24 protein-coding genes and 1 pseudogene are annotated in these 21493 nt (G+C 71.1%); 13 read left to right on the top strand and 12 right to left on the bottom strand.

From position 1 onward, the window contains the following. On the bottom strand, window positions 1–635 hold a 635-nt coding region (locus ABT116_RS25255; protein ID WP_351637862.1), incomplete at its 3' end, for an SDR family NAD(P)-dependent oxidoreductase. 124 nt (window positions 636–759) lie between these two features. On the opposite strand from ABT116_RS25255, the gene ABT116_RS25250 reads away from it, so the two are divergent. Continuing rightward, window positions 760–1197, top strand: a complete 438-nt coding sequence (locus tag ABT116_RS25250; RefSeq protein ID WP_351637860.1) for an ester cyclase — start codon at window positions 760–762, stop codon at window positions 1195–1197. A 36-nt stretch (window positions 1198–1233) separates the two neighbouring features. On the opposite strand, the gene ABT116_RS25245 is transcribed toward ABT116_RS25250, so the two are convergent. Both ABT116_RS25245 and ABT116_RS25240 read right to left on the bottom strand, forming a co-directional pair. After that, on the bottom strand, window positions 1234–1569 hold the full coding sequence (locus ABT116_RS25245) for a YnfA family protein (protein ID WP_351637858.1): 336 nt from the start codon (window positions 1567–1569) through the stop codon (window positions 1234–1236). 47 nt (window positions 1570–1616) lie between these two features. Then, the gene (locus ABT116_RS25240; protein WP_351637856.1) at window positions 1617–2024 is read right to left on the bottom strand and encodes a winged helix-turn-helix transcriptional regulator; all 408 of its coding nucleotides are present in this window, start codon (window positions 2022–2024) and stop codon (window positions 1617–1619) included. Window positions 2025–2145: 121 nt separating this feature from the next. Here ABT116_RS25240 and ABT116_RS25235 point away from each other — a divergent pair, with 121 nt between their 5' ends. The 4 genes from ABT116_RS25235 (at window position 2146) to ABT116_RS25220 (ending at window position 6806) form a co-directional block, all read left to right on the top strand. After that, on the top strand, window positions 2146–3036 hold the full coding sequence (locus ABT116_RS25235) for an NADP-dependent oxidoreductase (RefSeq protein WP_351637854.1): 891 nt from the start codon (window positions 2146–2148) through the stop codon (window positions 3034–3036). Window positions 3037–3473: 437 nt separating this feature from the next. Further along, a complete protein-coding gene (locus ABT116_RS25230; protein WP_351637852.1) occupies window positions 3474–4550 on the top strand; it encodes an LLM class flavin-dependent oxidoreductase in 1077 nt (358 codons plus the stop codon). 117 nt (window positions 4551–4667) lie between these two features. After that, on the top strand, window positions 4668–5387 hold the full coding sequence (locus tag ABT116_RS25225) for a response regulator transcription factor (protein ID WP_351637850.1): 720 nt from the start codon (window positions 4668–4670) through the stop codon (window positions 5385–5387). Further along, window positions 5388–6806, top strand: a complete 1419-nt coding sequence (locus ABT116_RS25220; protein ID WP_351637848.1) for a sensor histidine kinase — start codon at window positions 5388–5390, stop codon at window positions 6804–6806. It abuts the gene before it with no gap. A 63-nt stretch (window positions 6807–6869) separates the two neighbouring features. Here the strand turns inward: ABT116_RS25220 and ABT116_RS25215 are convergent. The 3 genes and pseudogenes from ABT116_RS25215 to ABT116_RS25205 form a co-directional block, all read right to left on the bottom strand. Then, a pseudogene (locus ABT116_RS25215) lies at window positions 6870–7472 on the bottom strand (GNAT family N-acetyltransferase); the annotation flags it as partial. 122 nt (window positions 7473–7594) lie between these two features. Continuing rightward, window positions 7595–8194 (bottom strand): dihydrofolate reductase family protein, encoded by a 600-nt coding sequence (locus ABT116_RS25210; protein WP_351637846.1) that lies wholly within the window; start codon window positions 8192–8194, stop codon window positions 7595–7597. Window positions 8195–8234: 40 nt separating this feature from the next. Continuing rightward, window positions 8235–8624, bottom strand: coding sequence for a VOC family protein (locus ABT116_RS25205; RefSeq protein WP_351637844.1), 390 nt, complete (start codon window positions 8622–8624; stop codon window positions 8235–8237). 130 nt (window positions 8625–8754) lie between these two features. Between ABT116_RS25205 and ABT116_RS25200 the strand changes: the two genes are divergently transcribed. After that, window positions 8755–9432, top strand: coding sequence for a TetR/AcrR family transcriptional regulator (locus ABT116_RS25200; RefSeq protein ID WP_351637842.1), 678 nt, complete (start codon window positions 8755–8757; stop codon window positions 9430–9432). Between the two features lie 106 nt (window positions 9433–9538). Here the strand turns inward: ABT116_RS25200 and ABT116_RS25195 are convergent, their stop codons facing one another. Further along, a complete protein-coding gene (locus ABT116_RS25195) occupies window positions 9539–9976 on the bottom strand; it encodes a hypothetical protein (RefSeq protein ID WP_003974483.1) in 438 nt (145 codons plus the stop codon). Next, window positions 9967–10281 (bottom strand): hypothetical protein, encoded by a 315-nt coding sequence (locus ABT116_RS25190; RefSeq protein ID WP_351637840.1) that lies wholly within the window; start codon window positions 10279–10281, stop codon window positions 9967–9969. The genes ABT116_RS25195 and ABT116_RS25190 overlap by 10 nt, the downstream gene beginning before the upstream one ends. Before the next feature lie 228 nt (window positions 10282–10509). On the opposite strand from ABT116_RS25190, the gene hemL reads away from it, so the two are divergent. The 7 genes from hemL (at window position 10510) to ccsB (ending at window position 18312) form a co-directional block, all read left to right on the top strand. Next, window positions 10510–11826 (top strand): glutamate-1-semialdehyde 2,1-aminomutase, encoded by a 1317-nt coding sequence (hemL, locus tag ABT116_RS25185; protein WP_351637838.1) that lies wholly within the window; start codon window positions 10510–10512, stop codon window positions 11824–11826. After that, window positions 11823–12521 (top strand): histidine phosphatase family protein, encoded by a 699-nt coding sequence (locus ABT116_RS25180; RefSeq protein WP_351637836.1) that lies wholly within the window; start codon window positions 11823–11825, stop codon window positions 12519–12521. The genes hemL and ABT116_RS25180 overlap by 4 nt, the downstream gene beginning before the upstream one ends. Window positions 12522–12690: 169 nt before the next feature. Then, window positions 12691–13983 carry a polysaccharide deacetylase family protein gene (locus ABT116_RS25175; RefSeq protein ID WP_351637835.1) on the top strand — a complete coding sequence of 431 codons (1293 nt, stop codon included), beginning with the start codon at window positions 12691–12693 and terminating at the stop codon, window positions 13981–13983. Between the two features lie 66 nt (window positions 13984–14049). Beyond that, window positions 14050–14697, top strand: a complete 648-nt coding sequence (locus ABT116_RS25170; RefSeq protein WP_351637833.1) for a TlpA family protein disulfide reductase — start codon at window positions 14050–14052, stop codon at window positions 14695–14697. Window positions 14698–14710: 13 nt separating this feature from the next. Next, window positions 14711–15484, top strand: a complete 774-nt coding sequence (locus ABT116_RS25165; RefSeq protein ID WP_351637830.1) for a cytochrome c biogenesis CcdA family protein — start codon at window positions 14711–14713, stop codon at window positions 15482–15484. A gap of 3 nt (window positions 15485–15487) precedes the next feature. Beyond that, a complete protein-coding gene (gene resB / locus ABT116_RS25160) occupies window positions 15488–17233 on the top strand; it encodes a cytochrome c biogenesis protein ResB (RefSeq protein WP_351637829.1) in 1746 nt (581 codons plus the stop codon). After that, window positions 17230–18312 (top strand): c-type cytochrome biogenesis protein CcsB, encoded by a 1083-nt coding sequence (ccsB, locus tag ABT116_RS25155; protein WP_351637827.1) that lies wholly within the window; start codon window positions 17230–17232, stop codon window positions 18310–18312. Before resB ends, ccsB begins: the two co-directional genes overlap by 4 nt. 16 nt (window positions 18313–18328) lie before the next feature. Here ccsB and ABT116_RS25150 read toward each other — a convergent pair whose 3' ends face one another. The 4 genes from ABT116_RS25150 to ABT116_RS25135 form a co-directional block, all read right to left on the bottom strand. Further along, window positions 18329–19741, bottom strand: coding sequence for a condensation domain-containing protein (locus ABT116_RS25150; protein ID WP_351637824.1), 1413 nt, complete (start codon window positions 19739–19741; stop codon window positions 18329–18331). A 135-nt stretch (window positions 19742–19876) separates the two neighbouring features. Next, complete coding sequence (locus ABT116_RS25145) at window positions 19877–20329, bottom strand: nucleoside deaminase (protein ID WP_351637822.1); 453 nt, start codon at window positions 20327–20329, stop codon at window positions 19877–19879. A 31-nt stretch (window positions 20330–20360) separates the two neighbouring features. Beyond that, window positions 20361–21086, bottom strand: coding sequence for a MerR family transcriptional regulator (locus ABT116_RS25140; RefSeq protein WP_351637820.1), 726 nt, complete (start codon window positions 21084–21086; stop codon window positions 20361–20363). 70 nt (window positions 21087–21156) lie between these two features. Then, window positions 21157–21493, bottom strand: a 337-nt coding sequence (locus tag ABT116_RS25135; RefSeq protein WP_502983937.1) for a DUF7848 domain-containing protein, incomplete at its 5' end; no start/stop codon positions are given.

Genomic DNA, 21493 nt, shown 5'->3' with positions numbered 1-21493 from the left:
CCCTGGTAGACCTTGGCCGCCTTGGCCTCGTCGCCGCCGAAGCGGGTCAGGGCGAACTCGTCCGTCTTGACCATGCCGGGGGCGATCTCGATGACGCGGACCGGCTGGCCGACGATCTCCAGGCGCAGGGTCTCGGCGAGGACGTGGGCGCCGTGCTTGGCGGCGACGTAGCCCCCGCCGCCCTCGTAGGTGCCGTGGCCGGCGGTGGAGGAGACGACCACGACCGTGCCGTCGCCACTCGCGATCAGCTTCGGCAGCAGGGCCTGGGTGAGGTTGAGGGTGCCGAGGACGTTCGTCTCGTACATCCGGCGCCAGTCGTCCGGGTCGCCGGTCGCGACCGGGTCGGCGCCGAGCGCACCGCCCGCGTTGTTGACCAGCACGCCGATCGTCTTGAACGCCGTGGCGAACTCGTCGACCGCCGCGCGGTCCGTGACGTCGAGGGTGTACGCCGTGGCCTGGTGGCCCGCGGTGTTGATCTCCTCGGCCAGGGTCTCGATGCGGTCCTTGCGGCGCGCGGTCAGGACGACGCGGTAGCCCGCCGCGGCGAGTTGGCGGGCCGTGGCGGCGCCGATTCCGCTGCTCGCACCCGTGACGACGGCGATGCGGGAGGCTGCGGACGGGGCGGCGGTGGCCATGGGAGCTCCTCGGGCGTGGGTGTGCGGCGGGGCGTACGGTGCGCAGGCGCTTCCGGCCAGGATAGGTGGGCCCCGCGGTGGGAGAATGAGGCTGGGTGGTCCCCTGTTCTCCCGGAGGTGGATCATGGGTGAGGCACGTGAGGTCATGGACCGGCTCACGGACGCGGTCACCGCACACCCCGATCTGAAGGTCGTGGGCGAGCTCTACGCCGAGGACGCGGTGGCCTTCACTCCCGACGAGGGCGAGCTGCGCGGACGGGACTCGATCGTCGAGTACTGGCGGACGATGACCGAGGCCGTCCCCGGGGCGACGTTCGAGGTCCTGCATTCCTACGAGGCCGGTGACACGGCGATCGACGAGGGCGTCTACCGCGGGCGGAACACCGGGCCGCTGGAGCTGCCCAACGGGGAGACGCTGCCGCCGACGCAGAAGGAGGTCCGGATCCGTGGGGTGGACATCGCCACCGTGAAGGACGGGCGGATCGTCGACTACCGGCTGTACTTCGACGAGATGGACTTCCTGGGGCAGTTGGGGCTGCTCCCGCCCGACGAGCCGTTCTGAGCCGCACGGGGGGCCGGGTCAGTTTCCTCCGCCGGGTCAGTTGCCTCGCGGGGCGTACATGATGACGGCCATGCCCGCGAGGCAGACCAGCGCGCCCGTGATGTCCCAGCGGTCCGGGCGGTAGCCGTCGGCGACCACGCCCCACAGGATCGAACCGGCGACGAAGATCCCGCCGTACGCGGCGAGGACGCGGCCGAAGTGGGCGTCGGGCTGGAACGTCGCGACGAAGCCGTAGGCGCCGAGGGCGAGGACGCCGCCGGCCGCCCAGAGCCAGCCCTTGTGCTCGCGCACGCCCTGCCAGACCAGCCACGCGCCGCCGATCTCCAGCAGGGCGGCGAGGACGAAGAGGGCGGCGGAGCGGAGTACGAACATGGCGGTCAGCTTCGCACGCCCGGTATGCCCTGGTCGTGCCGCCGGTGTCAGTCGCCGGGGTTCTCGGCGTCGTAGCGCTCGCGGGCGTCCCTGACCTCGTCGAAGTGGTTCTCCGCCCAGTCCTTCACGGCGGTCAGGAGCAGGGCCAGGTTGTGACCGAGGGGCGTGAGTTCGTAGTCGACGCGGACCGGGACGGACGGGGTGACGGTGCGGGTGAGGAGGCCGTCGCGTTCCAGGGAGCGCAGGGTCTGGGTGAGCATCTTGGGGCTGACGCCGGCGATCTTGCGGCCGAGGTCGCTGTAGCGCAGGGGGCCCGGGGCGAGGGCGGACACGACGAGGCTGACCCACTTGTCGCTGATGCGGTCCAGGAGCTGGTTGGTGGGGCAGCTCTTGAGGAAGGCGTCGTACTCGATGCGGGCCTGCTCGCGCCGCTGGGCCGCCGTCATGGTGGCCATGGCTCACCTCCGGGGTATGTACGCACTCCCAGGTAACTACTTACCTGTGGATAGTAACTCTTCCTAGGGTTGTGCGGGCCGGGAGGACCTCCCGGATTCCAGCAATCCAAGGAGCGTCGCTGTGCGTGCTGTTGTGGTGAACTCGTTCGGTGGGCCGGAGGTTGTGGAGGTGATGGAGGCCGGGGTGCCGGAGCCGGGTGCGCGTCAGGTGCGGATCAAGGTCGCGGCGGCCTCGCTGAATCCAGTGGACGCGGGGGTGCGGGCCGGTGTCTTCGGGGGTGCGGGCAAGCGGATCGGGCTCGGCTGGGACGTCGCCGGGGCGGTGGACGCGGTGGGCGTGGCCAGTGGGTGGAGCGTCGGGGACGCGGTGGTGGCGCTGGACTACGGCATGGTCAAGCCGCTGGGTACCCACGCCGAGTACGTCGTCGTGGACACCGATGCGGTGGCCCTGGCGCCCGCCACGGTGGACGCCGTCCGGGCGGCGACCCTGCCGCTGAACGCGCTGACCGCCCTGCAGGCCCTGGATCTGCTGGAGTTGACGCCGGACCGGTCGCTGCTGGTGACGGGTGCGGCGGGGGCGGTCGGCGGGTACGCGGTCCAGCTGGCCGCGCACCGGGGGATACCGGTGACCGGGCTGGCCCGGGAGGGGGACGAGGCGTTCGTGCGGTCCCTGGGGGCCGGGCGTTTCGTCGGCGGTGCCGTCCCGGACGGGGGGTTCGACGCGGTGCTGGACGCCGCCGTTCTCGGTGAGCCGGCTCTGGCCGCGGTGCGCGACGGGGGCCGGTACGTCGGGGTCATCCCGCAGGCGGAGCCGGCCTCCGTCCGAGGGGTGCGGACGAGCGCGGTCGAGGTGAGGGCGGACGGGGCGCAGCTGGCGGAGCTGGTGCGGCTGGTGGACGAGGGGGTGCTGACGACGCGGGTGGCCGAGACGTTCGCGCTGGAGGACGCCGCCAAGGCGCATGCCCGGCTCGACGGGGGTGGGGTGCGGGGGCGGCTGGTGCTCGTGCCCTGACGCCGGGCCGGGCCTCGGTGCCGGGCTGGGCCCTGACGCCGGGCCGGGCCCCGGTGCCGGGCTCCGATATCCGGCCGGGCTCCGGTGTCCGGCCCGGCTCGGGTGTGCGGCCGGGCTCCGGTGTCCGGTCGGGCCCCGGTGTCCGGTCGGGCCCCCGGTGTCCGGTCGGGCCCCGGTGTCCGGTCGGGCCCCCGGTGTCCGGTCGGGCCCCGGTGTGCGGCCGGGCCCCGGTGTGCGGCCGGGCCCCGGTGTGCGGCCGGGCCCCGGTGTGCGGCCGGGCCCCGGTATCCGGCCGGGCCCCGGCACCCGGCCCCGCCCCGGCATCCGGCCCGGGCCCTCGACGACGGCCGCGGCGGCCCCCTTCTGGGAATAGCCCCACGTGGGCCGCCGTTCTCCAGGTATAGTTGAACGGTAAACAACCTGGAGGGTGAGCGAGCATGCAGTTCGGGATCTTCAGCGTCGGCGACGTCACGCCCGACCCCACCACCGGCCGGACGCCCACGGAGCGCGAGCGGATCAAGGCCATGATGGCCATCGCGCTGAAGGCCGAGGAGGTGGGCCTCGACGTCTTCGCCACCGGTGAGCACCACAACCCGCCCTTCGTGCCCTCGTCCCCCACGACGATGCTCGGCTACGTCGCGGCCCGCACCGAGCGGCTGATCCTCTCCACGGCCACGACCCTGATCACCACCAACGACCCGGTGAAGATCGCCGAGGACTTCGCGATGCTCCAGCACCTGGCCGACGGCCGGGTGGACCTGATGCTGGGCCGCGGGAACACCGGCCCGGTCTACCCCTGGTTCGGGCAGGACATCCGGCAGGGCATCAACCTCGCCGTCGAGAACTACGCCCTGCTCCACCGCCTGTGGCGCGAGGACGTCGTCGACTGGGAGGGCACGTTCCGCACCCCCCTGCAGGGCTTCACGGCCACGCCCCGTCCGCTGGACGGCGTACCGCCGTTCGTCTGGCACGGCTCGATCCGCTCCCCGGAGATCGCCGAGCAGGCCGCGTTCTACGGCGACGGCTTCTTCCACAACAACATCTTCTGGCCGGCCGACCACACCAAGCGCATGGTCGAGCTGTACCGCGAGCGGTACGCCCACTACGGGCACGGCACCCCCGAGCAGGCGATCGTCGGCCTGGGCGGGCACGTGTTCATGCGGAAGAACGCCCAGGACGCGGTGCGCGAGTTCCGCCCCTACTTCGACGTCGCCCCGGTCTACGGGCACGGGCCGTCGCTGGAGGACTTCATGGAGCAGACGCCGCTGACCGTCGGCTCCCCGCAGCAGGTCATCGAGAAGACCCTGGCCTTCCGCGAGTACGCCGGCGACTACCAGCGCCAGCTGTTCCTGATCGACCACGCCGGGCTGCCGCTGAAGACCGTGCTGGAGCAGATCGATCTGCTGGGCGAGGAGGTCGTGCCGGTGCTGCGCAAGGAGTTCGCCGTGGACCGCCCCGCGGACGTCCCGGACGCCCCGACGCACGCGGCCCGGCTCGCCCGGGGCCGAGGGTGAGGGGACGGTAGGGTCCGGCTCCGAGGTTGCCCGGCCGCTGGTGAGAGGCGAGTAAGAAGGACGCTCCGGCGCAGCGCATACGGTCCCGGGGGCCGGGCGGCTTGGCACACTGGACGCGTGCCCCACACCGTGCTGCTCGCCGAAGACGACCGCGCCATCCGCAACGCCCTGGAGCGTGCCCTGACCCTGGAGGGCTACCAGGTCATGGCGGTCGCCGACGGGGTCGAGGCGCTGGCGCAGGCCCACCGCAACCGCCCGGACGTGCTCCTGCTGGACGTGATGATGCCCGGCATCGACGGGCTCCAGGTGTGCCGGGTACTGCGCGCCGAGGGCGACCGGACGCCGGTGCTGATGCTGACGGCCCTCGTGGAGACCGCCGACCGGATCGCCGGCCTGGACGCGGGCGCCGACGACTACGTGGTCAAGCCCTTCGACGTGGAGGAGGTCTTCGCCCGACTGCGCGCCCTGCTGCGCCGCACCAGCCCGGTGGGCGCCGGGAGCGCACCGGCGGCCGAGGCGCCCAGGCCGCTGCCGGAGCGGTTCATCGACGCCGCCGGCATCCGCATGGACCCGCAGGCGCGCCGGGCCTGGCGCGGCGCGCGCGAGCTGGAGCTGACCCGCACCGAGTTCGAGCTGCTGGAGCTGCTGGTGCGCAACGCGGGCATCGTCCTCGACCACTCGACGATCTACGACCGCATCTGGGGCTACGACTTCGGGCCCGGCTCGAAGAACCTCGCCGTCTACGTCGGCTACCTGCGCCGCAAGCTCGACGAGCCGGACGCGCCGCAGCTGATCCACACGGTGCGCGGCGTGGGTTACGTGCTGCGGGAGGACTGAGTGGGCCGCCTCCGCCGTCTGGTTGCCGGGCGGCGGCCGAAGCTCGTGTCGCTGCGCACCACGTTCGCGGTGTCGTTCGCGGCGGTGACGGCGGCCGTGACGGTCCTCGTCGGCATCCTGTCCTACAGCGCCGCCGCCCGGCTGGTGCGGGTGGACCAGCAGACGGTGTTCGACGAGGTCGTGCAGGATCTGCGCGACGAGGTGCGGCAGAACCACATGACGCCCGGCGACTTCTCGTCCGCCGCGCCGGGCCACGACCTGGTGCGGCCCGCCCGCACGGACGTGCAGGTGCTCGGCCCGGACGGGCGCGTCGTCGACCCGGGCAGTCCGGGGCTGCCGGTCACCGGCGTCGACGCGCGGATCGCCGCCGCGGCCCGCTCCGGGCAGGTGGCCGAGCACAAGGACGTCGACGTGGGCAACGACGTCTACCGCGTCGCCACCGTCTCCCTCGGCGACGGCCGGGGCGCGGTGCAGGTCGCGCAGGAGTTCAGCGACGTCGAGGATCTGCTGCGGGTGCTCCAGCAGCGGACGCTGCTGCTGGTGGCCGCCGTGGTGGTCGGCGCCGGGCTGTTCGGCTGGTGGCTGGCCCGGCGGATCACGCGCCGCCTGGTCGTGCTGACCGACGCCGCCGAGGACGTCGCCCGCACCCGCCGGCTGGGCATCCAGGTGCCCGTGGCCGGCCATGACGAGGTGGGCCGCCTGGGCCGGGCCTTCGACCGCATGCTGGGCCGGCTCGCGCAGTCCGAGGAGGACCAGCGCCGCCTGGTCCAGGACGCGGGACACGAGCTGCGCACGCCGCTGACCTCGCTGCGAACCAACATCTCCCTGCTGCGCCGGATCGACGAGCTCCCGCCGAAGGCCCGCGAGGAGCTGGTCGCCGACCTGGGCCAGGAGGCCCGGGAGCTGACCGACCTGGTCAACGAGCTGGTGGATCTGGCGGCCGGGCAGTCCGACACCGAGCCGCCGCGGCGGGTGGACGTCGCCGACATCGCCGAGGAGGTCGCGGGCGCGGCCCGGCGCCGCAGCGGCCGGGAGATCCTGCTGCGCGCGAGCGGCGACACCACGACCGACGGGAGGCCCGGGATGCTGACCCGGGCGCTGTCCAACCTCGTCGAGAACGCGGTCAAGTTCGACCAGGGCGGCCGGGCCCCCATCGAGATCGTCGTCTCGGGGCCCGCCCGGCCCGGCCGGATCCGGGTCGAGGTCCTCGACCGGGGCCCGGGCATCGCCGACCGCGACCTCACCCGGGTCTTCGACCGCTTCTACCGGGCCGCCGACGCCCGTTCCCTGCCGGGCTCCGGCCTGGGCCTGTCCATCGTCCGCGAGGTGGCCCTCGCCCACGGGGGAGCACCGTTCGCCTTCCGGCGGGAGGGCGGCGGCACGGTCACCGGTTTCACGGTGGGCGGGGGGATCGACTGACTCCGCGGGCCTGCGGCCCGGCAAGGCTGTCCGGGTGCCGCGCAGCAGGGTCGTGTGGGGCGGTCAGTCCGCCAGGGCGTAGAACCCGATTCGCGAGTTCGGCCGGAACCCGATCCGTGGATACACGGGCGCGCCGGCGGCGGTCGCGTGCAGTGTCGCCCGGGTCAGCCCGGTGGCCCGGGCACCCTCGTACAGCGCCTTGCGCGTCACGGCCTCCCCGTACCCTCGCCGCTCCCACGCCGGATCGGTGGCGACGAGCACGACGAAGAGCCGCCCGTCCGCCTCGACGCTGGCGGCGCAGGTCACGGGAACCCCGTCCCGCAGACCCAGGTACGCGAACACCCCGCTCTTCCACAGCGAGGACCCGGCGAGCCCGTCCCGCCCGTCCTCCAGCGGGAACCCGTAGGCGCTCGAGCTGATGTCCGCGTACGCCCGCAGCAGCTCGTCGTCGTCCACGCGGACGAAGGTCAGCTCGGGGTGGACGGGTTCGGGAACCGGCAGCAGATCTCCCGCCATGCCGGTGCCGGGAAAGACGTACCGCAGGCCCGCCTGCTCGGCGGCTGCCGCGAGTGCGGCCTGCGCCTGGTCGTCGAGCAGGGCCTCGAAGACCCACAGGAACCCGGGGCGGGATTTCGCGCGCATGATGTCGGCGGCCTCGTTCAGCCGCTGCTTCAGCAACCCTGCCGATCCGGCTCCGGCCCCGCATCGTGGGCCGTGGGGAGCACCACGGATGGTTCCGGTGCCGGAGCCCGGAAGGCGCCGGTACCGGAACCGCAGTTCGTTCGGCTTCAGTTCGCGGTGGCGCGCGTGTAGGTGACGATGGCCGCGCCGCTGTCGAGCACGGTGTGGTCGGTGAGCTCCCAGCCGCGCGGATCGAAGGCGGCCTTGTGGGAGAAGACCGGGATTCCGGCGCCGATGGTCAACGGTGCCATCTTGAAGATGAGCTGGTCGATCTCGCTGTACAGGGCACCGGCCAGTTCCCCGCCGCCCAGCAGCCAGATGTCCTTGCCGTCCTCCTGCTTCAACTGCCGGACCTTCTCCACAGCGTCATCGGCGACGAGTTCGACGGCCGGGTCCGGGCTCTCGGTGAGGGTCCGGGAGAAGACCAGGTGACGTAGATGGGGGTAGGCATCGGTGATGCCGGCCTTGAGGCCGATCTCGTAGCTGCGCCGCCCTTCCAGGACGGTGTCGAAGTGCGTGCCCTGCGCGGTGACGGACAGAGCCGCCCGGGCCTGCACGGGCAAGGTCTCCGGGTACTCCGTCACGAGGTGCTGGATGTAGTCCCCGGGGATCGGCCAGAAGCCGTCCGGGCCCGTGGGGTCCGCGCCGTCCGGGCCCGCGATGAAACCGTCCAGCGTGGTGGCGATGTAGTACACGAGCTTTCGCATGCGGTGCTCTCTCTTCCGGGTCTGCAGGGTGGCGAGGGGATCAGGCGTGGTCCGGTGTGATCCATCCGACGAGCTGGACGACGACCCCGTTGGGGTCGGTGACCTGGAACAGGCGCTCTCCCCATGGCTCTTCGCGCAGGGGCATCGTGATGTCGACGCCTTCGGAACGCAGTCGCTTCTCCTCGGCTTCGAGGCCGGTGACAGTGAAGGCGAGGATCAGACCGCCGGCGTGCCGGTCGCGCTGGTCGGGTGGCAGGACGTCGGTTCCCCTGGCGAGCAGGACGATGTCGACGGCGGCATCGTCACGGGCGAGGGAGACGAATCCTTCGGCCGCGGCCTGTTCCCGGTAGCCGAGGTGCTCGGTGAAGAAACGGCGGGAGGCCGAGATGTCTTCGACGGTGAGGGAGACGGTGGAGGCGGTGATCCTCAAATGGGGTTCCTTGTCCAGGTGCGGGGTCGGGACGACGTTCCTTCGGAGCTGATCTTACGTCGAGGGTAACATTACTACCGTGCACTCAAAGCTGTAAACGTATTTTTGCTACGGAGGTAAGATTCTGGTCATGGAAGCCAAGACGAGTGCCGCAGCGAGTGCATCCACAGCTCACGTCACCGCCCCGCTGGGCCTGCGGGAGGCGAAGAAGCAGGAGACGCGACAGCTGATCTCCGACCATGCGACACGGCTCTTCATCGAGCAGGGCTTCGAGAACACCACCATCGCCGAGATCGCAGCGGCTTCCCGCGTCGCGAAGAAGACGGTGACCAACTACTTCGCGCGCAAGGAGGACTTGGCTCTCGACCACCAGGACGAGTTCGCGGCCGCGCCGGCGCGGGCCGTGGCGTCACGCCGCCCCGGGGAGTCCGCCCTCGCGGCGCTTCGCCGTGCCTTCGATGCCGCCGTCGCGGCGCAGGATCCGGTCGCCGGATTCGCCGGCCCGGACTTCTCCCGCATGATCAGCGACAGCCCCACCCTGGTGGCGTGCCTGCGCAACCTGCACGACCGGCGTGAGCAGGCACTGGCCGAAGCCCTCGCCGAGACCGCCGGCGCGCGGCCGGACGACATCACCGTTCGCACGGTTGCCGGGCTGCTCGGCGCCGTGCACCGCGTCCTGTTCCAGCGCATCCAGGACCTGACCCTGGCCGGGCACACCCACGACGAGATCGCCAGGACGATCGCGAAGGAGGCGGCACACGCCTTCGACCTCCTCGAACCGGCCATCGGTGACTATGCGGTCGCTTGAGGGGTCCTTACTCCACGCCCTCTCGGGCTGCCCTCTGAGACAGCGGCCACGGCACGTGAAAAGGGCGGAGCCCGAAAGCCCCGCCCGAATCCCATGAAGCCCCGGCTCAGGGCCACACCAGGCAATAAGGCTGATGCCCCGCCTCATGCAGCCGGTGCGAGAAGTCCTGCCATTCGTGCAGCAGTTGGTAGACGTTGAACGCGTCCCGGGGGCCGCCCCGGTCCGGGACCGTCGACCAGATGAAGGCCGCCGCGCCCACCGCCTCCTCGCCGATGCCGCGCAGGGGGTCGACGACCGTCATGGGGAGTTTGACCACGGCGTAGTCGGGGTGCAGGACGACGAGCTCCAGGGGCGGGACCTTGTGCAGGGGGACGCCCTCGATGCCCGTGAGGACCATCGCGGCCATGGTCTCCGGCTTGATCTTCGTGAACATGCCGTTCATGCCGAGCTCGTCGCCGCCGAGCTCCTCGGGGCGCATCGAGATCGGGACGCGGGCCGCAGTCGCGCCGTCGGGCGCGCCGAAGTACTTGTACGTCACCCCCACCCGACCACCATTCCCGCTGCTCCCGGCCCGAAGATCGTCCACCTGACGTTCAGGAAGATCGTCCACCTGACGTTCAGTACGTCCGGCGGCCCGCTCCGGTTCACCCGGTGAACCCTGTGTCCGACGCGGCTCCTGAGCGTCCTCCGCCTCGCGCCGGTGTCGTCCCCGCCGGGCACGTCGAGGACCCAGGTCATCGGTCCCCTCGCCCAGTCCGCCACCGCGATGCATATCTCCACCCGACTGCTTTTCCAGAACGCGTCGCCCCCGCCGCGCAACCCGATCATCGTGTCAGTGACCTCCCCCACGGCCGCCCGCCGAAACGTGCGCTGAAACAACTGTCCGCGGGATGTCCGCAGCCTCCGGCCACCCCTGGCCGTGCGAGCTGTGTGTATCGGGGTCCAGTCTCGCAGACGACGGCGACCACGGGGCCGGTTGTCCCGTGCCCCGTCCGCCCGCGCCCCTGGCCTACCCTGAACAGGTCACTGGCACCCAGAGCCCGACAGCGTCGGAGAAGGTCGGAGAAGTCGCAGGTCATGAGTGAACTGACATATCCGTATGAAGCACCGGCCTCGCAGGCTCTGTTCGACCGCGCGGCGGCCGTCACACCCGGCGGCGTGAACTCACCGGTGCGGGCCTTCCGAGCCGTCGGCGGCACGCCGCGGTTCATGGTGTCCGGCACCGGCCCCTATCTGACCGACGCCGACGGCAGGGAGTACGTCGACCTCGTGTGCTCCTGGGGGCCCATGATCCTCGGGCACTCCCACCCCGAGGTCATCGCCGCCGTGCAGGACGCCGTCTCCCGCGGTACGTCCTTCGGCACGCCCGGTGAGGGCGAGGTCGCGCTCGCCGAGGAGATGGTCGCCCGCGTCGCGCCGCTGGAGCAGGTGCGGCTCGTCTCCAGCGGGACCGAGGCGACCATGTCCGCCATCCGGCTCGCGCGGGGATTCACCCGGCGCACCAAGGTGATCAAGTTCGCCGGGTGCTACCACGGGCACGTCGACTCGCTGCTCGCCGCGGCCGGCAGCGGTGTCGCCACGTTCGCGCTGCCCGACACCCCGGGCGTCACCGGCGCCCAGGCCGGCGACACCATCGTCCTGCCGTACAACGACCTCGACGCCGTACGCGAGGCCTTCCTGGCCCACCCCGGCGAAGTCGCCTGCGTGATCACCGAGGCCTCCCCGGGCAACATGGGCGTCGTACCGCCCGCCGAGGGGTTCAACCAGGGCCTGAAGGACCTCTGCGCCGAGAACGGGGCGCTCTACATCTCCGACGAGGTCATGACCGGCTTCCGGACCAGCCGGGCCGGGTGGTTCGGGGTCGACGGCGTCGTCCCGGACCTGATGACCTTCGGCAAGGTCATGGGCGGCGGCTTCCCCGCCGCGGCCTTCGGCGGGCGCGCGGACGTCATGGCCCACCTCGCCCCGGCCGGGCCCGTCTACCAGGCCGGCACCCTCTCCGGTAACCCCGTCGCCACCGCCGCCGGGCTCGCCCAGCTGCGGCTCCTCGACGACGCCGCCTACGCCAAGGTCGACGCCGTGTCCAAGGAGATCCAGGGGCTCGTCACCGGCGCCCTGACCAAGGAGGGCGTCGCGCACCGGCTGCAGAACGCCTCCAACATGTTCTCCGTGTTCTTCACCGACCGGCCCGTGCGCAACTACGAGGACGCCAAGACGCAGGAGTCCTTCCGCTTCACCGCGTTCTTCCACTCGCTGCTCGCCGACGGCGTCTACCTGCCGCCGTCCTCCTTCGAGTCCTGGTTCGTGTCCACCGCGCACGACGAGCGGGCCGTGCAGCGGATCGCCGACGCCCTTCCGGCGGCGGCCCGGGCGGCTGCGGAGGCCAGGGCATGAGCGACCAGCAGAACAACAGCGCCGAGGACATCACCGTCGTCCACGTCATGCGGCACGGCGAGGTCGCCAACCCGGACGGCATCCTCTACGGCCGCCTGCCCGGCTACCACCTTTCCGACCTGGGGCGCCGCATGGCCGACCGGGTCGCCGAGCACCTGTCCGGCCGCGATGTGACGCACGTCGTCGCCTCGCCGCTGGAGCGCGCGCAGGAGACGGCCGAGCCGATCGCCAAGGCCCACGGGCTGGACCTGGCGACCGACGAGCGGCTGATCGAGGCCGAGAACATCTTCCAGGGCAAGACGTTCGGCGTCGGGGACGGCGCGCTGCGCAAGCCGAACAACTGGAAGCACCTGGTCAACCCGTTCCGGCCGTCCTGGGGCGAGCCGTACGTCGACCAGGTCGTGCGCATGATGAGCGCGCTGGGCGCGGCGAAGGACAAGGCCCGCGGGCACGAGGCGGTCGTGGTCAGCCACCAGCTGCCCATCTGGATCGTGCGGTCGTACGTCGAGCGCCGCCGCCTCTGGCACGACCCGCGCAAGCGCCAGTGCACGCTCGCGTCGCTGACGACGTTCACGTACCAGGGCGACAGGATCGTCTCCGTCGGCTACACCGAGCCGGCCCGCGATCTCGTCCCGGCCCATCTGCTCGCCGGTGCCAAGCCGGTGAAGGGGCAGGCCAAGGCGTTCGGGGCGTAATTCCCCGGACTCGCGTACGGGGGCGTTCGGCAGGCACGGGCCTTTCGTTCGCCCCCTTATGAGCGCTTACGACTGCTTCGTTACGAAATCTGCGCATATCGGCGGAACCTCGTTCCTCGTCACGGCCTCTGACCGGGTGACCAGCACGACGTGACGAATCGGGGATGCCATGCGCGCTCTCTCCCGCAGGGGAATGCTCGGACTCGGCGCGGGAGCCGCCGCCGCTGTCTCACTCGCCGGATGCGGCGGTCTCACGGGCTCGGACGACTCCGGCCACGCCGACGGTTCCGGCGGCGACTCCGCACAGGGCGGATCCAAGCCGAAGCCCACCGCCCGCCCCATCGGCGACGGATCCACCGCCCACACCGGCAAGCAGCCCCACCAGCCCGCCGAGCCCGAGCCGCTGGAGCCGGGTCAGACCCCGCCCCAGTTCGTCGTGTTCTCCTGGGACGGCGCCGGAGAGGTCGGCAACGGCCTCTTCCCCCGCTTCCTGGACCTCGCCAAGGAGCACGGCGCGAGCATGACCTTCTTCCTGTCCGGGCTGTATCTGCTGCCCGAGTCGAAGAAGCGCCTCTACAACCCGCCGAACAACCCGCGCGGTGCCTCCGACATCGGCTACCTCACCGACGAGCACGTCAAGGACACGCTGAAGAACGTCCGCCGCGCCTGGCTCGAGGGCCACGAGATCGGCACCCACTTCAACGGGCACTTCTGCGGCGAGTCCCACGGCTCGGTCAAGAACTGGACGCCCCGCCAGTGGCGCAGCGAGATCGACCAGGCGAAGTCCTTCGTGAAGGAGTGGCGCACCAACACCGGCTGGACCGACCTGCCGTCGCTGCCGTTCGACTACGACAAGGAGCTCGTCGGCGGCCGTACGCCCTGTCTGCTCGGCCAGGACAACCTGCTGCCCACCGCCCGCGAACTCGGCTGGCGCTACGACGCCTCCTCGCCCGGCGGCCTCCAGGTCTGGCCCACCAAGCGCCAGGGCATATGGGACCTGCCCCTGCAGCAGATACCTTTCCCCGGCCGCGGCTTCGAGGTCCTGTCGATGGACTACAACATGCTCGCCAACCAGTCCCTCAACTCCACGAAGGCCCCGGCCCACAACTACCCGGGCTGGCGGAAGCAGTCGGCACAGGCGTACATCCAGGGATTCAAGCGGGCATACGAGACAAACCGGGCACCCTTGTTCATCGGTAACCACTTCGAGCAGTGGAACGGCGGCATCTACATGGACGCCGTCGAGGAGGCCTTCCAGCACATCGCGCGCGAGAAGGAGAAGGGCGCGGATGTGCGTCTCGTCTCCTTCCGGCAGTTCACCGACTGGCTCGACGTGCAGAAGCCCGAGGTGCTCGACAAGCTCCGTACGCTCGGGGTCGGGCAGCAGCCGGCCGGTGGCTGGCGGGAGTTCACCGGCAAGGCCTCCACGCCCAGCGGAGACACCTCGCAGAACGCCGCCTGAAATGCGGTTTTCCGCCCGCAAGGGGGGTGGGCGAGACCCCCAGAACGGGCATGCGAAACTTTTCACATGAGTGCCGACAGCGCCCCCCAGCGTTCGAACCGCACGACCCGTGCCACCGAGCGCACCCGACGTGTCCGCCGTAGTGCCGCCCTGACCGCCTCTCTCGCCGCGACCGCGCTGCTCGTCACCGCGTGCGGCTCCGGCGGCACCTCCGGCGGGGGCGGCAACACCAACTTCGTCACCGGCACCGACGGCGTCGCCACGGCCGCCCAGGGCAAGCGCACCCCGGCGCCCGACCTGTCCGGCAAGACCATCGCCGGCAAGACCCTCGACGTCGCCGACTACAAGGGCAAGGTCGTCGTCCTCAACGTGTGGGGTTCCTGGTGCAACCCCTGCCGCGCCGAGGCCAAGTACTTCGCGAAGGTCTCCAAGGAGTACGCCGGCAAGGGCGTGCAGTTCGTCGGCATCAACACCCGCGACACCTCCACCGGCGCCGCCCTCGCCTTCGAGAAGGACTGGGGCATCACCTACCCCAGCCTCTACGACCCCACCGGCAAGCTGCTGCTGCGCTTCAAGAAGGGCACGCTCAACCCGCAGGCGATCCCCTCCACGCTCGTCCTCGACCGGGACGGCAAGATCGCGGCCCGCTCCCTGTCCGCACTCAGCGAGGAACGGCTGCTGAAGATGCTCAAGCCGGTCGTCGCCGAGAAGTGAGCGGAGTAGTGACGTGAGCGCAGTCACCACGCTCGCCGCGGTCGCGGACCCCAACGGCACGGTGCTCAAGGGCGCCCTGCTGGCGGCCCTGCCGATCGCGCTGCTGGGCGGACTCGTCTCCTTCTTCTCGCCGTGCGTCCTGCCGCTGGTACCCGGTTACCTGTCCTACGTCACCGGGGTGGCCGGCACCGACCTCGCCGAGGCGCGGCGCGGTCGGATGGCCGCGGGTGCCTCGCTGTTCGTACTGGGCTTCACCGTCGTGTTCGTCTCGTCCGGGGCGCTGTTCGGCTACTTCGGCGCGACGCTCCAGGAGTACCGGGACATCCTGTCCAAGGTGCTGGGCGTACTCATGATCGTCCTGGGCGTGTTCTTCATGGGCCTCATGCCCTGGTTCACCCAGCGCGAGTTCCGCTTCCACCGGAAGCCGGTGGCGGGGCTGGCCGGCGCGCCCCTGCTCGGCGCTCTCTTCGGCATCGGCTGGACACCCTGCATCGGCCCCACCCTCGCCTCCGTGCTCGCCCTCTCCTCCGACCAGGGCAGCGCCGGACGCGGTGCCGTCCTGACCATCGCGTACTGTCTGGGCCTGGGCGTGCCTTTCGTGCTCGCCGCGGTCGCCTTCCGCAAGGCCCTCGGAGCCTTCGGCTGGATCAAGCGCCACTACGTCTGGGTGATGCGGATCGGCGGCACCATGATGATCGTGACCGGTCTGCTCCTGCTGACCGGCGCGTGGGACCGCATCGTGCAGGAGATGCAGGTCTGGTCCGACGGCTTCACTGTGGGGATCTGATCCATGAGCAAGACCACCGCCTCCGACCCGGCCCCCTCCGCCGCCGAGGACCAGGAGCTCGGCGATGCCGGCTCTCAGCTGTCCACCGCCCCCAAGGAGGAGGCGCCCAGCCTGCCGTCCCTGGGCGTCATCGGCTGGGCCCGCTGGTTCTGGCGGCAGCTCACCTCCATGCGGGTCGCCCTGCTGCTGCTCCTGCTGCTCTCCCTCGGCGCGATCCCCGGCTCGCTCATCCCTCAGTCCGGCCAGGACGAGACGAAGGTCGCCGACTTCCGCAAGGCCCACCCGGCCCTCGGGGACGTCTACGACAAGATCGGCATGTTCCACGTCTACAGCTCGGTGTGGTTCTCCGCCATCTACATCCTGCTGTTCGTCTCCCTCATCGGCTGCATCGTGCCCCGCACCTGGCAGTTCGTCGGCCAGCTGCGCGGTCTGCCGCCCGGCGCGCCCCGGCGGCTGAACCGGCTGCCCGCCCACACCACCTGGCGCACCACCGCCGAACCCGAGCAGGTCCACCAGGCCGCCGTGGCCCTGCTGAAGAAGCGCCGCTTCCGCACCCACCTCACCGGGGGCGCCGTCGCCGCCGAGAAGGGCTACCTGCGCGAGCTGGGCAACCTCGTCTTCCACATCGCCCTCATCGTGATGCTGACCGCCTTCGCCTGGGGCCAGCTGTACAAGTCCGAGGGCAACAAGCTCGTCGTCGAGGGCGACGGCTTCTCCAACACCCTCACCCAGTACGACGACTTCAAGTCCGGCAACCTCTTCACGTCCGACGACCTGGTGCCGTTCAGCTTCAACCTGAAGAAGTTCACCGGCACCTACGAGCGCACCGGCCCCAACAAGGGCACCCCGCGCGTCTACAAGGCCGACATCACCTACAGCTCCGGCGCCTACGGCAAGGAGAAGAACGACACCGTCGAGGTGAACCACCCGCTGGAGATCGGCGACTCCAAGGTCTACCTCGTCAGCCACGGCTACGCGCCCGTCATCACCGTCCGCGACGCCCAGGGCAAGGTCGTCTTCGACGACGCCGTACCGCTGCTGCCGCTGGACGCCAACGTCACCTCCTCCGGTGTCGTCAAGGTCCTCGACGGCTACCGCAATGCCCAGGGCAAGAAGGAACAGCTCGGCTTCAACGCGTTCTTCGTGCCGACCTTCGGCGGCCATGCCAGCGGCACGATGCTGTCGCAGTTCCCCGCGCTGGACAATCCGCTGCTCGCGCTGTCCGCCTACCACGGCGACCTGGGGGCCGACTCCGGCATCCCGCAGAGCGTGTACCAGATGGACCGGACCAACATGAAGGAGTTCAAGAACTCCCAGGGCAAGCTGTTCAAGAAGCTGCTGAAGCCCGGCGAGACCATGAAGCTCCCGAACGGCGCCGGCTCGGTCACCTTCGGCAAGGACATCAAGGAGTGGGCCGGCTTCCAGGTCGTCCAGCAGCCCGGCAGCGGCTGGGCCCTCGCCGGTGCCCTCGCCGCGATCGGCGGCCTCGCCGCCTCCCTGTTCATCCAGCGCCGCCGCGTCTGGGTGCGCGCGGTCAAGGGCGCCGACGGCGTCACCGTCGTCGAGATGGCCGGCCTCGGCCGCAGCGAGTCCGCCAAGGTCCCCGAGGAACTGGGCCACCTCGCCGGCGACCTCTACGAGCAGGCACCGGGTGCTCCCGGCCCCGACGACCCCACAGATTCCCCCGACCCCGCTCAGGAGCCGGGTACCGAACCCCCCGTACCTGCCGAAGGGGCTGAGAAGCAGTGACTCTCGCCGCCGCCACGAACGAAAACCTCGCGCAGATCAGCAATGTGCTGATCTACTCCGCGATGGCCGTCTACACCCTGGCCTTCTTCGCGTACATCGCCGAATGGCTCTTCGGCAGCCGCAGCAAGGTCGCCCGGACCGCCGCCGCGCTCACCACCAAGGCGGACGCCAAGAAGGCGGCCCCGGCCGTCACCGTGAACCAGGCCGGCGGCACCGCCGTGCTGGAGCGGCCGAAGGTCACCGTGCGGGCCGCGGCCGGCCGGCGCGACGTGCCCGACGGCCCCGGGGCGCACGGCGGGGACGAGCAGGGCGACCTCTACGGCCGGATCGCCATCTCCCTCACGGTCCTCGCCTTCCTCATCGAGTTCGCCGGTGTCCTCACCCGCGCCCTGTCGGTGGAGCGCGCCCCGTGGGGCAACATGTACGAGTTCAACATCACGTTCTCCACGGTCGCGGTCGGCGTGTACCTCGGGCTGCTGGCCCTGAAGAAGAACGTGCGCTGGCTCGGCCTGTTCCTGATCACCTCGGTCCTGCTCGACCTGGGCCTGGCGGTCACGGTCCTCTACACCGCCAGCGACCAGCTGGTCCCGGCCCTGCACTCGTACTGGCTGTACATCCACGTCTCGACGGCGATCTTCTGCGGCGCGGTCTTCTACGTGGGCGCGGTCGGCACGATCCTGTACCTGTTCAAGGACTCCTACGAGAGCAAGCTCGCGAGCGGCGGCACGCCCGGCACCTTCGCGACCTCCGTCCTGGAGCGGCTGCCCTCCTCGGCCTCCCTCGACAAGTTCTCCTACCGCGTCAACGCGGCCGTCTTCCCGCTGTGGACGTTCACGATCATCGCGGGCGCCATCTGGGCCGGTGACGCCTGGGGCCGCTACTGGGGCTGGGACCCGAAGGAGACCTGGTCCTTCATCACCTGGGTCGCCTATGCCGGCTACCTGCACGCCCGCGCCACCGCCGGCTGGAAGGGCCGCAAGGCCGCCTACCTGGCCCTCATCGCCTTCGGCTGCTGGCTGTTCAACTACTACGGCGTGAACATCTTCGTCTCCGGCAAGCACTCCTACGCGGGCGTGTAGGACCCGCCGGGGCACCTCACCGCCGGGGGACGGGAGCGTGGTCCGCCACCGACGCGATGATGTCGCGCAGCCGGTCGGCGTACAGCCGCAGGTTCTTGTGCGCGACATCGGTGTCCGGGTAGCGGGCCGCGAACCACAGGCCCTCGTGGAGCCGGGTGACCCAGGCGCAGACCTGGTCGCCGTACGACACCCGGATCAGGCCGTAGGCGTTGCGCTCGGTCCAGCTCGTGGACTCGGGGATGCCGCGGGCGTCGGCGAACGACACGATCGAGTACATGTCGGGGGACGTCGGCCGGAAGTCCGCGCCGAGCAGCCGCAGCACCCGCGCCAGCGGCATGCGCGCCAGCGGCCGGGTGGCGTGCAGCGCGGCGCGTACGGTCTTCAGCGCGGCGGGGAAGTCGGGCGCCTCGTCGACGGGCACCTCGATCGGCGCGCCGCCGACGTACCAGCCCACCGAGTCCGAGTACGCGGACTTCGCCCGGGTGTGGAAGGGCACCACCGTCCGGTAGACGGGCTCACCGCCGATCTCGTGGACGATCAGGGCGGTCGCCGCCAGGACCCCGACCAGCGAACCGCCGTAGGGGCGGCAGTACGCCTCGAAGGCGGCGGCGGCGTCCGCGTCGACGAGCATCTCGCGCATGAGCTTCTGCGTCGGCAGCCCGCCCCCGGGATCCAGCCCGAGGTCCACGGGGAAGCTCGGCAGCCGCCCGTCGCAGCGCCGGATGAACTCCCGCCAGCGGGCGACGATCTCGTGGTCCGCGTCGATCCGGTCCGCGTCGGCCCGCTCTGCCTCGCAGAAGTCGACGTAGCTGGAGACCGGCGACTGCTCCGGGGCGCGGCCGGTGAGATGAGCGGCGTACAGCTCCTGGATCTCCGCCGGGATGCGGTAGATGGAGAACGCGTCGACGTTGCTGTGGTCGAAAGCCATGTACACGCTGGTGCTGTCGTCCCGGACGACGGCGGTGTAGATGAGGTTCGGCCAGCGCAGCGCGTCGGCGGTGGTGTCGAAGCGGTCCTGGAGGTGCTGGGCCAGGGCCTCGGGATCGGTGAACTCGCCGGCGTCCTCGCGGTGCAGGGAGACGGAGGCCGGGTCGAGGGTGAAGCGGCGGATCGAGTCGCCCGGCCCACCCGCCCACCGAAAGCCGCTGCGCAGGGTCTCGTGCCGCAGCGTCCAGCCGCGCAGCGCCTCACCCAGCGCGTCCAGGTCGACCCGTCCGGGGATGTCGAACGCCGCGCCGAGCCAGGTGGGTACGAACAGACCGTCCTCGCGTACGGACCGCGCCGTCCGCAGATGTGACTCCTGGATGTAGGCGGGCGGCCTGGAGTCTTCCGGCAGGGCCTTCGCCGTCGCGACGGTGGCCGGGCTGAGCGTCCATTCGACGAGTCGCCCAGGTCGTACGTCGCAGCGCTGGATGTCAGTCATTCGCACAGGGCGTCTCCGTTCGCAGGTGGGATAGACCCGACCAAACGAATGCCGAACCCGCCACCGGCGACACCGGGTTTCGCCACATTTCAATGGAACGGATGGCATCCCGAACGGTGATGCGAAACCCGGCAGGTGCGCTCAGTTGACGCCGATGTCCTCGTTCCACAGAGCCGGGTTGCTCGCGATGAAGTCCCGCATCAGGCCGATGCACTCGTCGTCGTCCAGCAGCACGATCTTCACACCGTGCTCGGCGAGCCAGTCGTGGCCGCCGTGGAAGGTGACGTCCTCCCCGATCAGGACGCGGGAGATGCCGAACTGCCGCACCAGGCCGGAGCAGTACCAGCACGGCGACAGGGTCGTCACCATCGTCGTGCCCCGGTAGGAGCGTTGCCGCCCGGCCGCGCGGAAGGCCGCCGTCTCCGCGTGCAGTGACGGATCGCCGTCCTGGACGCGGCGGTTGCGGCCGCGGCCCAGCAGAGTGCCGTCGGCGCCGTACAGCGCGGCACCGATCGGGATGCCGCCCTCGGCGAGCCCGGTGCGGGCCTCCTCGACGGCGGTCGTGAGCCATGTGCGTGCCTGTGCCCGGTCCATGACCTCATCCATGACCCCGCCCCGCCCCTCCTTAACCCGGCCCGGCCGCGGAAAGCCGGTCGAGGTAGGCGTGCAGGGCGCCCGCGCCCTCGATCATGCGCCTGGTGCGAGCCGTCAGCGCCTCGCCGCGCGCCGCTACGGCCGCACGCAGCGCCGCACTGCCGCCCTCCCGCCGCAGCCCCTCCAGCACCGGCCTGATCTGGTCGAACAGGTAGTGGCTGCGGCGCAGGGTGTGCACGAGCCGGGCGTCGCGCACATCAGCCGGCTCGTACACCCGGTACCCCGTCCCGCGTTCGCGTCTTGGCGTGAGCAGTCCCGCCCCCTCCCACACCCGCAGCGCAGACGTCCGCACGCCCAGCAGCACCGCCACCTCCCCGATGCGCAGCCCGCCCGAGCGCGGCAGCGGGGCGGGCGGACCGGCCGCGAGCAGTTCCAGGGCCTCGCTCGCCGCCCGCAGCGACACCCGCTCCTCGTGCAGCGCCGCGTGCGCGGCATCGACCAGCGCGAGCGCGCCCGGCACGTCCCCCTGGTGCACGGTCCTCATGATGCTCGTCGCCGTCACCGGCCCGTACCCCTGCATCAGCGTCCGGTACGCCAGCAGCGCGCCGCGGTGCACCTCGCCGAAGACGCGGTAGCCGGACGCGGTCCGCGCGGCCGGCGGGAGCACACCGGCGTCCTCGTAGTTGCGGATCTGCTGCGTCGAGACACCGGCGAGCCGGGCCAGGTCGACGGGGCGGAGGCGGCGGTCGTTCGTCATCGATTTGAAGGTTACGGCGGGAAGTCGGCCGCAGAACCGTCAGCGTGACGCCGCCCCGACAGTTGCCTCGTCAGCCCTGCCGCTCCAGCACCGCGTAGTCCGCGAAGCTGCGGCGGTAACGCAGGTGCCTCGTCTCCTGGGTGTGCCTGCGCTGCCACTCCTCCACCTCGCCGGGCGCCTGGCACGGACCCGAACCCGCCCCGCAGTCCTCCTCCTCACCCGACACGCACCGAGCCTCGTACTCGGGCTGCGCCGACGCGTCCTGCACGATCGTGTACGGCACGTACCGGAAGATCCTGCGGCCGGCCGACTCCCCACCGTGCTCGTCGCGTTGGTGCTGGCGCAGCAGCACGTTCGCGTCTGTCACCGCACTGCCGTCGAACGCCGCCCGCGCCCTGTCCCGCCGC

This window comes from Streptomyces sp. NPDC002130 (assembly GCF_040296465.1).
Classification (GTDB): Bacteria; Actinomycetota; Actinomycetes; order Streptomycetales; family Streptomycetaceae; genus Streptomyces.
Note: the sequence above shows the minus strand (reverse complement) of the source record. Positions and strands in the feature narration are given on the sequence as shown.